We start from the raw sequence: 11,975 nt of genomic DNA on the forward strand, positions 1-11,975 counted from the left end.
GTATAAAAAATTTCCGGGAGGGCTGATGGACGACCGGGTGGTCACGGTCACCGGGCACGGCGCGGCGCGCGTGCTCACGCTGAACCGGCCGGAGGCGCGCAACGCGATCGACGTCCCGATGCGCGAGCGGCTGCTGGCGGAACTGCGGCGCGCCGCCGGCGACCCGGAGGTCCGGGCGATCGTGCTGACCGGCGCGGGCGGGACGTTCTCGGCGGGCGGCGACGTCCGGTCGATGGAGGGCGCCGGCCCGGACGCCGTGCGGGCCCGGCTCGCGCCCGTGCACGAGGCCGTCCGGCTCATCACCACGTGCGGGACGCCCGTGATCGCCGCGGTCGAGGGCGCCGCCGCCGGGCTCGGCGTGTCCCTCGCCGCCGTCTGCGACCACGTGGTCGCCGCCGAGGACGCCCGGTTCGTCGCCGCGTTCGGCAAGGTCGGCCTCGTCGCCGACGGCGGCCTGCTCTGGACGCTGCCGCAGCGCGTCGGCATGGGGCGCGCCAGGGAGATGCTCGTCTTCGGCCGGACGGTCACCGCGCCCCGCGCCCACGAGATCGGCCTCGCCGACTCCCTCGCCCCGTCCGGCGGGGCGCTCGACGCCGCGCTCGCACTCGCCGCCGAGGCCGCCGCGCTCGCCCCGCTGTCGGTCGCCGCCGCGAAGCGGCTGCTGGCCCGCGCCGGCCAGAGCCTGGAGGAACTGCTGGAGTCCGAGCGCGCGGAGCAGGCGGCCCTGTTCGGCACCGCCGACTTCGCCGAGGGGCGCGCCGCGTTCGCCGAGCGCCGGCCGCCCCGCTTCGAAGGCCGCTAGGGAGGAGCGACGTGAGCAGGCTGCAGCAGACCCACGGGCTGACGGACGAGCAGCGGGAGATCATCGCGACCGTCCGGGCGTTCGTCGACCGGGAGATCCTCCCGGTCGCCACCGCCCTGGAGCACGCCGACGAGTACCCGCAGGCCATCGTGGACGGCATGAAGGACCTCGGGCTCTTCGGCCTGATGATCGACGAGGAGCACGGCGGGCTGGGCGAGTCGCTGCTGACCTACGCGCTGGCCGTGGAGGAGCTGTCGCGCGGCTGGATGAGCGTGTCCGGCATCGTCAACACCCACTTCATCGTCGCCTGGATGATCACCCATCACGGGACGCCCGAGCAGAGGGCCCACTACCTGCCGAAGATGGCGGCGGGGGAGATCCGGGGCGCGTTCTCGATGTCCGAGCCGGGCTGCGGTTCGGACGTCTCCGCGATCACGACCCGCGCCGTCCCGGACGGCGGCGACTACGTGATCGACGGCCAGAAGATGTGGCTGACCAACGGCGGCTCGGCCAACCTGGTGGCCACGCTGGTCAAGACCGACCCGGACGCCGGCCACCGGGGCATGACCGCGTTCCTCATCGACAAGACCCCCGGCTTCGGCGAGGTCGCGCCGGGCCTGACCGTCCCCGGCAAGATCGAGAAGATGGGCTACAAGGGCGTCGACACCACCGAGCTGGTCTTCGACGGGTACCGCGTCCCGGCGGCTCAGATCCTCGGCGGCACGCCGGGCCGGGGCTTCTACCAGATGATGGACGGCGTCGAGGTCGGCCGCGTCAACGTAGCGGCGCGCGGCTGCGGCGTCGCGAGGCGCGCCTACGAACTGGCCCTCGACTACGCGCGGCAGCGAGAGGCGTTCGGCAAGCCCATCGCCGAGCACCAGGCCGTCCTGTTCCGCCTGGCCGAGATGGCGACCAAGGTCGAGGCCGCGCACCAGATGATGGTGATGGCCGCGCGCCGCAAGGACTCCGGCGAGCGCAACGACCTGGAGGCGGGCATGGCGAAGTACCTCGCCAGCGAGTACTGCAAGGAGGTCGTCGAGGACGCGTTCCGCATCCACGGCGGCTACGCCTACTCCAAGGAGTACGAGATCGAGCGCCTCTACCGCGAGGCCCCCATGCTGCTGATCGGCGAGGGCACCGCCGACATCCAGAAGATGATCATCGGCCGCCGCCTGCTGGAGGGCTGACCGATGACCGCGGCGGAGCGCGAGCGGAGTGAGGATCATCGGTCGGCCCCGCGGGGGTCTGGGGGGCGTCCCCCTGAGGGCACCACTCCGCGGATGCTGCCGCTCGAAGGGGTCACGGTCGTCGCGCTGGAGCAGGCGGTGGCGGCGCCGTTCGCCACGCGCCAGCTCGCCGACCAGGGCGCCCGCGTCATCAAGGTGGAGCGGGTGGACGGCGGCGACTTCGCCCGCGCCTACGACTCGGCGGTGCGCGGCGGGCTTGGCACGCACTTCGCCTGGCTGAACCGCTCGAAGGAGTCGGTGGCGCTGGACCTCAAGCGGGACGAGGGGCGCGCGATCCTCACCGACCTGGTCGCGGGCGCCGACGTGTTCCTGCAGAACCTGGCGCCCGGCGCGGCCGCGCGGCTCGGGTTCGGCGCGGACGTGCTCCGGGCCCGCGACCCCCGCCTCATCGTGGTCGACATGTCCGGATATGGGACGAGCGGCCCGTACCGGGACAAGCGCGCCTACGACATGCTCGTCCAGGCCGAGGCCGGGCTGATCTCCGTCACCGGCACCCCGGAGACGCCCGTGAAGGCCGGATCGCCGCTGGCCGACATCGCCGCCGGCATGTACGCGTTCTCGGGCGTGCTCGCCGCGCTCGTCCGGCGCGGCACCACCGGCGAGGGCGCGTCGATCGAGATCACGATGTTCGACGCGGTCGCCGAATGGATGAGCCAGGCGATGTACACGACGCTCTACACCGGCTCCGTACCGCCTCGCACGCGGCTGAGCCACCCGGTGATCGCCCCTTACGACGCCTACCCCACCGCCGACGGCGCCGACGTCGTGATCGGGGTGCAGAACGACCGCGGCTGGGCGGCGCTGGCCACCGGCGTGCTGGCGCGGCCCGACCTCGTGACCGACCCCGAGTACGCGACCAACCGGGCGCGGGTCCGCAACCGGGAGAAGGTGGACGCGATCGTCGCCGGTGTCACGTCCGGCATGGGCCGCGACGAGCTGCTGAGGCGGCTCGACGCGGCCGGCGTCGCCAACGCGTCCCTGAACGACGGGCACGGCCTGATCGCGCATCCGCAGCTCGCCGAGCGGGACCGCTGGCGCGAGGTGGCCTCCCCGGTCGGCGGCATCCGGGCGCTGCTCCCGCCGATCACCTTCGCCGACGCCGAGCCGCGCATGGACCCGATCCCGGCGCTCGGCGAGCACACCGACGCCGTCCTGCGCGAACTCGGCCGCAACGGCGCCGCGATCGCCGCACTCCGGGCCGCGGGCACGATCGGCTGACCCCGCGGCGGACCGCCGGCGGGCGGATATCGTGGCGGTCATGGCACGCCCGACTCCCGCCCCCGGCCGCCGCGGCGAACTCCGCGACTTCCTGCGGACCCGCCGTGCCCGTCTCACCCCCGCCGACGTCGGCATGCCGGACGGCGGACGGCGCCGCACGCCGGGCCTGCGCCGCGAGGAGGTCGCCGTGCTCGCCGGAGTGGGCGTCTCCTGGTACACGTGGCTGGAGCAGGGCCGCGACATCACGGTGTCCGGCGAGGTGCTGGACGCGATCGGCCGCGCCCTGCGCCTGGACGCCGCCGAGCGCGAGCACCTGTACCTGCTCGCCGGGCTGAACCCGCCCCGCGCGGACGCGGCCCCGGCCGTCCCGATCACGCCGGAGCTGCAGCGGGTGCTGGACGCCTGGTCGCCCCGGCCCGCCTACGTCCGCGACCGGCACTGGAACTTCATCGCGATCAACGACGCGGCCCGCGAGGTGTTCGGCTACGGCGACACCGACCACAACTGCCTGGTCACGTTCTTCACCAACGTCCGGTACCGGTCGATGAACACGCACTGGTCCGCGACGGCGCCCGATGTCGTCGCCCGGTTCCGCGCCGACGTGGCCCGCTGCCCCGACGACCCGGAGTTCGGCCGGCTCGTCGCGGACCTGCTGGCCGTCAGCCCCGAGTTCGCCGAGCTGTGGCCCCGCCACGACGTCAGCGGGAACACGCAGGCCGTGAAGGGGATCCGGCATCCGGACGCGGGCGAGCTGATCTTCGAGGGGACGCTGCTGCCGCTGGCCGACCGTCCGGGCTGCAACCTGGTCCTGCACAACCCGCGGCCGGGCACCGGGACGCAGGAGCGGCTCGAGCGGCTGATGGCCCGCCGCGGGATGGCCGCCGCGAGCTGACCCTCCAGGGTGGTGGTGCCACACCCATGATGAGCGGACTCTGCCGGGTCCGCGGCCCGTCCCGCATGATCGTCCTCGAAGCGAGAACCACTGAGGAGGACTCATGAGGACGCGTGATTTCGCGGGCGCGCGGGTCGGCGCGGTCGGGCTCGGGTGCATGGGGATGAGCTGGGCCTACAGCGCGTCGGAGCGGGACGACGACGCGTCGGCCGCGCTGATCCGGGAGGCGCTCGACCTCGGCGTCACGTTCCTGGACACCGCGCAGCCCTACGGCGACGGCCACAACGAGACGCTCGTGGGCCGCGCGCTGAAGGGCCGCCGCGACGAGGCGGTCGTGGCGACGAAGACGGGGCTCGTCGTCGGGGACAGGTCGTCCTGGAACCTCGTCCGGAACGGGACGCCCGAGCACGTCAAGGCGTCCGCCGAGGACAGCCTGCGCCGCCTCGGCACCGACGTGATCGACCTGTACTACCTGCACCGGGTCGACGCGGACGTGCCGCTGGCCGAGACGTGGGGCGCGATGGCCGAGCTGGTCGCCGAGGGGAAGGTCCGCACGCTGGGGCTGTCGGAGGTCAGCGTGCGGCAGGCCGCCGAGGCGCACGCGATCCACCCGGTCGCCGCGATCCAGTCGGAGCTGTCGCTGTGGACGCGCGACGCGATGGGCGCGCCCGGCGCGGTGGCCGGCATGGCGCCGGGCCACACGGCGGGCACGGGGGAGGAGGTGGGCGACGTGGTCGGCTGGTGCGCCGCCAACGGCGCCGTGTTCGTCCCGTTCTCGCCGCTCGGCCGCGGCTTCCTCACCGGGACGGTCACGTCCGCCGACTTCGAGGACACCGACTTCCGCGGCGGCAACCCGCGGTTCCAGGAGGACGCGCTGAAGGCCAACCTGCGCATCGTCGACGTCGTCAAGGCCGTCGCCGGACGGCACGGCGCCACCCCGGCGCAGGTCGCGATCGCCTGGACGCTCGCGCAGGGCGAGCACGTCATCCCGATCCCCGGCACCAAGAAGCGGCGCTACCTGCGCGACAACGCCGGCGCCGCCGGCCTGGACCTCACCGCGGCCGACCTGGCCGAGCTGGACGGCGTCCCCGCCGCCGTCGGAGAGCGCTACTGACGCGGGCCGTCGCGATCCCCGAGTCCGGCAGCGCGCACGTTCGGCGCCCGGCCGAGTTGGACGCGCGGCGGCCTCCGCGTTTGGTCACTTCGGTGCTTCGGCCAGGGTCTGGGCGGCCAGGGAGAGGAGGTCGTCGACGCTCCAGTGGTCGGCGGCGTGCTCGCCGTACTTCGCGGCCACGAGGCGGCCGCCGGGGGCGATCAGGAAGTCGGCGGGCAGGCCGAGGCGCCCGCCGTCCGGGCGGGACTTCGGCGCCTTCGCCCGCCCCCGCGCGAGGTGCCAGGTTCCGATGGCGACGGAGCGCAGGATGGTCCACCAGACGCGCGGGTCCAGCAGTGCGCGGGGGGCGGACTCCACGCCGAACTCGGCGTACAGCCGCTTCTCCGGGTCGCCGATCGCCGCGAACGGCAGGTCGGCGACGTGCTCGCGCAGCTCTTCGGCGGACGAGTGGAACACGACGGCCTCGCGGATCCCCGCGGCCTCGATCTCGGCGTGCCGGACGGTGAACGAGCGCAGGTGCAGGTTGCAGACCGGGCAGCCCGCGAACCGCCGGAACTGCAGGTGGACGAGCCGGCCGGGATCGGGGACGGGCAGCGGCGGACCGCTGACCGGGGTGAGTTCGCGCGCCGGGACGCCGGAGCCGGGGGCCAGGTGCATGGCCGCCTCCTTTAGGTGTACGACATACGCCTACGATCGTAAGCGTATGCCGTACGCTGTCAAGCGCCATGCCTCGACCACGTTCGCTCAGCACCGAGAAGCTCGCGGGGGCCGCGCTCGCCGTCATCGACCGCGACGGGCTCGCCGGGCTGTCCATGCGCGCCGTCGCCAAGGAGCTCGGGACGAGCACCATGGCCCTCTACCGCTACGTGCGCGACCGCGAGGAACTGGAAGGGCTGGTCGTCGACCTGGTCTACGGCGAGGTCGACCCGGCTCCGCCCCGCGAGGGGCCCTGGGACGCGCGGATCGAGACCATGGCGCTGCGGCTGCGGGACGCATTCGGCGCCCACGCCGCGATCATGCCGCTGACGCTCACCCACCGGCACGCCTCGGCGGGCTCGCTGTGCTGGGGCGAGACGGTCGCCGGGCTCCTCGCCGAGGCGGGCATCACCGGGCCGCGCGCGGCCATCGCGCTGCGCGCGCTGATCGCCTACATCATCGGCGCGATCCAGCTGGAGCACCTCGGCCCGCTGGCGGGGGAGGGGACGGACGCCATCGCCGCGCTGCCCGCTGGCGAGTTCCCCCATATGGCGGAGACCGCGCGGCACGCCCGCCACATCGGCCCTGAGGAGGAGTTCCGCGGGGGACTGGCGGCCGTGCTGCGCGGCCTCGGCGCCGAAGGCGCCTAACGCACCAGCAGCGACTGCTGCGCGGTGATCGCCTCGACGGCCTGCTTCACGATGCCGTCGATCAGCTCACCGCAGGTGGGCAGGTCGTCGATGACGCCGACGACCTGGCCGGACGCCATCACGCCCAGGTCGGGGCGGCCGTCCACCATGGCGGCCTTCAGCAGCATCGGCGTGTTCGCGGCCATCAGCACCTGCGACCACGACAGGTCCTTGCCGTGCTTCATCGCCTTCCCGTCGGCGATCATCGCGCGCCACGACATCCCGGACAGCTTCTTGAACCGGGCGCCGTTGCGCACCGCGCGGACGAGCCCGCCGACGCGCCCGGACTTCTCCAGCGTGTCGACCAGCTCGCTGCGCAGCACCCGGTGCGGCATGCCGTCCACCTGCCGGGTCACCACCGTCTCGCCGGTCTTCAGGTAGACCTGCTTGACCGCGTCCGGCACCGAGCTGTCGGACGTCAGCAGGAACCGGGTGCCCATCGCGACGCCCGCCGCGCCGTAGGACAGCGCGGCGGCGAGGCCGCGCCCGTCGAAGAAGCCGCCGGCCGCGATGACCGGGATGTCGACTGCGTCCACGACCTGCGGCAGCAGCAGCGTCGTCGCGACGGCGCCGGTGTGGCCGCCGCCCTCGCCGCCCTGGACGAGCACCGCGTCCGCGCCCCAGCCCGCGACCTTCTCCGCGTGCCGCCGCGCGCCGACCGAGGGGATCACGACGAGCCCGGCGTCCTTGAGCTTGGCGATCAGCTCCTTCTTCGGGGCGAGCGCGAACGAGGCGACCTTCACGCCCTCCTTGATCAGGAGGTCGATGCGGTCGCCCGCGTCGCCGGCGTCGGCCCGCAGGTTGACCCCGAACGGGGCGTCCGTGCGGTCCTTGACCTCGCGGATCGCGTCGGCGAGCTGGTCGAGCGTCATCGTCGCCGACGCCAGGATGCCGAGGCCGCCCGCGTTCGCCGTGGCCGTGACGAGCTTCGGCCCGGCGACCCAGCCCATGCCGGTCTGGACGACGGGGTGCCGCACGCCGGTCAGCCGGGTCAGCGGCGTGTCGAGCAACTGCTCCATCACGCCTCCTCTGCGTGGGGGGCGACCCCCCACACCCCCCGGGTCGCTTCGCTCATGCCGGGACCTCCCGCTCGCGCAGCCCCTTCGGATCGAGGACCTCGCGCATGATCCGCAGCTCCTCGCCGTCCGGCAGCCGCGTCTCGGGCACCTCGTCCGGGACGGCCAGCTCGAAGCCGGTGGCGGCGGTCACGTCCGCGACGCTCACGCCGGGGTGGACGGACCGCAGCCGCATCCGCCGGTCCGGGGTGTCGAAGTCGAGCACCGCGAGGTTGGTCACGACGGCGCGGATCTCGTGCGCGCCCCGGTCCCAGCCGACGCCGCTCACCATGTCGACCTTCTCGGTGAACACGCGCGTCGAGTGCTTCGGCACCCAGTAGCTCGTCGGGTTCAGCAGCGTGTTGCCGGGCCCGCCGCGCACCCCGAGGAGCTGCCGCGTCGGGCGCTCCCAGTCGCCGATGCACGAGATGTTGGTGTTGCCGTGCGCGTCGATCTGGCTCGGCCCCATCACCACGTGGCGCCGCCCGTTCAGGACGAGCCACAGGTGGTCGCGGAACGGCAGCCAGCCCTCGACCGTCTCCGCCGACCCGCCGAGCGGGACGGGCTCGGCGCTCAGCGACGGCCCGCCGTCCGTGGTCAGCAGGTCGGGCGCGAACGTGGCCCGCGCCAGCCGCGACCCCAGCATCGGCACGAAACCCGCCACCGCCGCCGCGACGATCTCGCCGTCGCCCCGGAACAGGTCGGCGCACGCCGCCGCGCACACCTCCGCGCGCGTCACGTCACTCGTACTCATCGGCTCACTCCTTCGTCGCTGCGCGCGCTCCTCGGTCCAGCCGCCGCGCGGCCGCTCACGGGTTCTCCTCCCGCCAGACCCGGACGGCGTCCTGGTAGGCGGCCTCGTCGCCGGACAGGAACCGCTCGGTGAACCCGGCCCACTTCTCCGGGTCGGCCGCCGACTGCGCGTAGAGCTTCTGGAACTTCTCGTCCCGCCCGAAGTCGGGCGCGCAGTCGGTGAAGTGCGCCCCGTTCGGCGTCTCGACGACGCCCGCCACGTGCGCCCGGCTGATCAGCAGCGACTGCACCGGGCCCTCCTTGGCGAAGTCGGCGGTGTCGACGAGCCGCTCGCACGACACGTAGGTGCGGCCGGCCGCCTTGGCGAACAGGTCGTCCATGTACGGGTCGGGGCCGAGGTACTGGGCGTTGCCGCGCGCGTCGGCGCGGTTCATGTGGACGAGCGCCACGTCCATCTTCAGAGCCGGGACGGCGACGAGCTCGGTGGCGTCCTCGTACGGCGACCGGATCGTCTTGAGTTCGGGGTTGACCTTGAGGACGTCCGAGCCGAGCCCGACCGGGGTGGGCAGGAACGGCAGCCCGTGCGCCGCCGCGTACAGCCCGAACAGGAACATGCCCTCGTCGTACTCGGTCAGCTCGATGGCCCCGGTCTGCCGCGCCTGCCGGAAGTGCGGCTCCAGCGGGACCGAGTCCATCGTCACGAACGCCGTGACGAGGCGGCGGACCTTGCCGGCCGCGCACAGCAGCCCCACGTCCGGCCCGCCGTAGGTCACCAGGGTCAGGTCGGTGACGGGGGAGCGCAGGATCGCCCGGACGAGCGCCATCGGCTTGCGCCGCGACCCCCAGCCGCCGATCCCGACCGTCATGCCGCTCTCCAGCGACGCGGCGACCGCGTCGGCCGACATCACCTTGCTGCTCATTTCGCCCCCTTCGCGACGAACGCATCACGGTGCTCGTCGCCGGCGCCGACGAGGTTGAGCTCGAACGTGAAGCCCTGCTCGTAGCGGTAGCTGCGCTTGACGTCGACCGGGTCGATGCCGTTCAGCGACTCCTTGGCCCGCCGGATCACGTACTTGTCCTTCGCGGCGATGTTCGCGGCGACCTCCAGGGCCTTGGCGCGCAGCTCGTCCGCCGGGACGACCTCCAGCACCGAGCCGTGGTGGTGCAGCTCCTCCGCCGTGACGTTGCGGCACGTGTAGACCATCGCGCGCATCAGGTGCTGCGGGACGAGCCGGGCCAGGTGCGTCGCGGCGCCGAGCGCGCCCCGGTCGACCTCCGGCAGCCCGAAGTAGGCGTCCTGCGAGGCGACCACGATGTCGGCGTTGCCGGCCAGGCCGATCCCGCCGCCGAGGCAGAAGCCGTGGACGGCCGCGACGACCGGGACCTCGCAGTCGTAGACGGCCGCGAACGCCGCGTAGCAGCCGCGGTTCGCGCCGACCAGGGCGGTGTGCCCCTCGGTGCTCTGCATCTCCTTGATGTCGACGCCCGCGTTGAAGCCCCGGCCCGCGGCCCGGAGCACGACGGCGCCGACCTCCGGGTCGCGGCCGGCCGCGGTGACCGCGTCGGCCAGCTCGTACCAGCCCGCGACGGTCAGGGCGTTGACCGGCGGCGCGTCCACGACGATCTCGGCGACCCCGTCCAGGGTCGTGGTGGAGACTCCCATGCGCTACCTTTCCACCAAACATTTGTTAGAACAGAAGGTAGCAGAGGAGGCGGAATGTCACTGACGCTCGACCTGGGCGGCCGGACCGCCGTGGTCACGGGCGGCGTGCGCGGGGTCGGCGCCGGGATCAGCCGCGCCCTCCTGGAGGCGGGCGCCGACGTCGTCGCGGTCGCCCGGCGCGAGCCCGAGACGCTGCCCGAGGCGGGCGGCCGCACGGCCCGCTTCGTCTCGCTGGACGTGCGCGACCCGGACGCCGTGCAGGCGTTCGCCGACGGCCTGGACCGCGTCGACGTGCTGGTCAACAACGCGGGCGGTGCCCCGTTCCTGCCGGTCGCCGACGGGAGCCTGCGCACCCACGTCAAGATCATCGAGCTGAACCTGACGTCCGCGCTGATCATGGCGCGGGCGCTCCAGCCGAAGATCATGGAGGCGGGCGGCGGCTCGGTCGTCAACATCGGCAGCGTCAGCGGGGTGCGCCCCTCGCCCGGCACCGCCGCCTACGGCGCCGCCAAGGCCGGCCTCCACAGCCTCACCACGTCGCTGGCCGTCGAGTGGGCGCCGCACATCCGCGTCAACACGCTCGTCCTCGGGATGGTCCGCACCGAGCTGTCCCACCTGCACTACGGCGACGAGGACGGCATCGCGGCGGTGTCGCGGACCGTGCCGATGGGCCGCCTCGCCGACCCCTACGACATCGGCGCCGCCTGCGCGTTCCTGGCGTCCGACCTGGCGTCCTACGTCACCGGCTCGTCGATGCAGGTCCACGGCGGGGGAGAGCGGCCCGCCTTCCTGGACGCCGCCACCGTGAACAAGGAGGAAACGCGATGATCTGCAAGGACCGGGTGGTCGCCGTCACCGGCGCCGGCCGCGGCCTCGGCCGCGCGCACGCGCTGGAGTTCGCCCGGCAGGGCGCCCTCGTCGTCGTGAACGACCTGGGGGTCGCGCGGGACGGCACCGGCGACGCGTCCGGGGGACCGGCGCACGACGTCGTCCGGGAGATCGAGGCGCTCGGCGGGAAGGCCGTCGCGCACACCGACGACATCGCCACCGACGAGGGCGCCGCCGCGCTGGTCGCGACGGCGATCGACGCGTTCGGGCGGCTGGACGCCCTCGTCAACAACGCGGGCTTCCTCCGCGACCGCATGCTGATCAACCTGGGCGAGGACGAGTGGGACGCGGTCATGCGCGTCCACCTCAAGGGCCACTTCCTGCCGCTCAAGCACGCCGGCCGGTACTGGCGGGCCGAGAGCAAGGCGGGCCGCCCCGTCGACGCGCGTGTGATCAACACCTCGTCCGGCGCCGGGCTGCTCGGCAGCGTCGGCCAGGGCAACTACTCCGCCGCCAAGGCCGGCATCGTCGGGCTGACCCTCGTCGCGTCCGCCGAGATGGGCCGCTACGGCGTCGCCGTCAACGCGATCGCGCCCGCCGCCCGCACCCGGATGACCGAGGAGGTCTTCGCGCAGACGATGGCCGCCCCCGCCGAGGGCGAGTTCGACGCCATGGCCCCCGAGAACGTCTCGCCGCTGGTCGTTTGGCTCGGCTCCGCCGAGTCCCGCGGCGTCACGGGGCGGGTCTTCGAGGCCGAGGGAGGCAAGATCTGCGTGATGGACGCCTTCCGCCACGGCCCCACGGCCGACAAGGGCGCCAAGTGGGACCCGGCCGAGGTCGGCGCGGTCGTCAAGGACCTCCTGGCGGGGGCGCCCGCCCCCGAGCCGGTCTACGGCGCGGGCTGAGCGGCGCCTCCGGCGTTCTCCGGGGCCGCCGCGCAGGCGCGGCCCCGGAATTCCGTCCCGAGGAGCGGTGTTGTACACCTGCGCCGCCCGAAAATGCCTCGCCCCTCACCGGG

At 73.7% G+C, this 11,975-nt stretch carries 13 protein-coding genes; 8 read left to right on the forward strand and 5 right to left on the reverse strand.

The genetic code is table 11. The features are described from left to right. The first annotated feature begins 25 nt into the window (after positions 1-25). The 5 genes from ABFX46_RS35520 to ABFX46_RS35540 all read left to right on the forward strand — a co-directional run bounded on the left by ABFX46_RS35520 (position 26) and on the right by ABFX46_RS35540 (position 5,273). The gene (locus ABFX46_RS35520; RefSeq protein WP_346048343.1) at positions 26-802 is read left to right on the forward strand and encodes an enoyl-CoA hydratase/isomerase family protein; all 777 of its coding nucleotides are present in this window, start codon (positions 26-28) and stop codon (positions 800-802) included. 11 nt (positions 803-813) lie between these two features. Further along, the gene (locus ABFX46_RS35525; protein ID WP_346048344.1) at positions 814-1,989 is read left to right on the forward strand and encodes an acyl-CoA dehydrogenase family protein; all 1,176 of its coding nucleotides are present in this window, start codon (positions 814-816) and stop codon (positions 1,987-1,989) included. A gap of 93 nt (positions 1,990-2,082) precedes the next feature. Next, a complete protein-coding gene (locus tag ABFX46_RS35530) occupies positions 2,083-3,267 on the forward strand; it encodes a CaiB/BaiF CoA transferase family protein (RefSeq protein WP_346048345.1) in 1,185 nt (394 codons plus the stop codon). 40 nt (positions 3,268-3,307) lie between these two features. After that, the gene (locus tag ABFX46_RS35535; RefSeq protein WP_346048346.1) at positions 3,308-4,159 is read left to right on the forward strand and encodes a helix-turn-helix transcriptional regulator; all 852 of its coding nucleotides are present in this window, start codon (positions 3,308-3,310) and stop codon (positions 4,157-4,159) included. A 103-nt stretch (positions 4,160-4,262) separates the two neighbouring features. Continuing rightward, positions 4,263-5,273 carry an aldo/keto reductase gene (locus ABFX46_RS35540; RefSeq protein WP_346048347.1) on the forward strand — a complete coding sequence of 337 codons (1,011 nt, stop codon included), beginning with the start codon at positions 4,263-4,265 and terminating at the stop codon, positions 5,271-5,273. Between the two features lie 84 nt (positions 5,274-5,357). Here the strand turns inward: ABFX46_RS35540 and ABFX46_RS35545 are convergent, their stop codons facing one another. Continuing rightward, entirely contained in the window at positions 5,358-5,930 is a 573-nt protein-coding gene (locus ABFX46_RS35545; protein WP_346048348.1) for a peroxiredoxin-like family protein, read from the reverse strand. Positions 5,931-5,998: 68 nt separating this feature from the next. Between ABFX46_RS35545 and ABFX46_RS35550 the strand changes: the two genes are divergently transcribed. After that, positions 5,999-6,619 (forward strand): TetR/AcrR family transcriptional regulator, encoded by a 621-nt coding sequence (locus tag ABFX46_RS35550; RefSeq protein WP_346048349.1) that lies wholly within the window; start codon positions 5,999-6,001, stop codon positions 6,617-6,619. Here the strand turns inward: ABFX46_RS35550 and ABFX46_RS35555 are convergent. The 4 genes from ABFX46_RS35555 to ABFX46_RS35570 are packed head-to-tail and all read right to left on the reverse strand — an operon-like array spanning position 6,616 to position 10,129. Then, positions 6,616-7,677, reverse strand: a complete 1,062-nt coding sequence (locus ABFX46_RS35555; protein ID WP_346048350.1) for an NAD(P)H-dependent flavin oxidoreductase — start codon at positions 7,675-7,677, stop codon at positions 6,616-6,618. The genes ABFX46_RS35550 and ABFX46_RS35555 overlap by 4 nt on opposite strands. A 52-nt stretch (positions 7,678-7,729) precedes the next feature. Next, positions 7,730-8,467 (reverse strand): CoA-transferase subunit beta, encoded by a 738-nt coding sequence (locus ABFX46_RS35560; RefSeq protein ID WP_346048351.1) that lies wholly within the window; start codon positions 8,465-8,467, stop codon positions 7,730-7,732. 55 nt (positions 8,468-8,522) lie between these two features. Beyond that, positions 8,523-9,386, reverse strand: coding sequence for a CoA transferase subunit A (locus ABFX46_RS35565; RefSeq protein WP_346048352.1), 864 nt, complete (start codon positions 9,384-9,386; stop codon positions 8,523-8,525). Continuing rightward, positions 9,383-10,129 (reverse strand): enoyl-CoA hydratase family protein, encoded by a 747-nt coding sequence (locus ABFX46_RS35570; protein WP_346048353.1) that lies wholly within the window; start codon positions 10,127-10,129, stop codon positions 9,383-9,385. Before ABFX46_RS35570 ends, ABFX46_RS35565 begins: the two co-directional genes overlap by 4 nt. Positions 10,130-10,183: 54 nt before the next feature. On the opposite strand from ABFX46_RS35570, the gene ABFX46_RS35575 reads away from it, so the two are divergent. Both ABFX46_RS35575 and ABFX46_RS35580 read left to right on the forward strand, forming a co-directional pair. After that, on the forward strand, positions 10,184-10,957 hold the full coding sequence (locus ABFX46_RS35575) for an SDR family oxidoreductase (RefSeq protein ID WP_163057604.1): 774 nt from the start codon (positions 10,184-10,186) through the stop codon (positions 10,955-10,957). Then, a complete protein-coding gene (locus ABFX46_RS35580; protein ID WP_346048354.1) occupies positions 10,954-11,862 on the forward strand; it encodes an SDR family oxidoreductase in 909 nt (302 codons plus the stop codon). The genes ABFX46_RS35575 and ABFX46_RS35580 overlap by 4 nt, the downstream gene beginning before the upstream one ends. The last annotated feature ends 113 nt before the right edge of the window (positions 11,863-11,975 follow it).

The organism is Actinomadura chokoriensis (genome assembly GCF_039529475.1).
Classification (GTDB): Bacteria; Actinomycetota; Actinomycetes; order Streptosporangiales; family Streptosporangiaceae; genus Spirillospora; species Spirillospora bangladeshensis.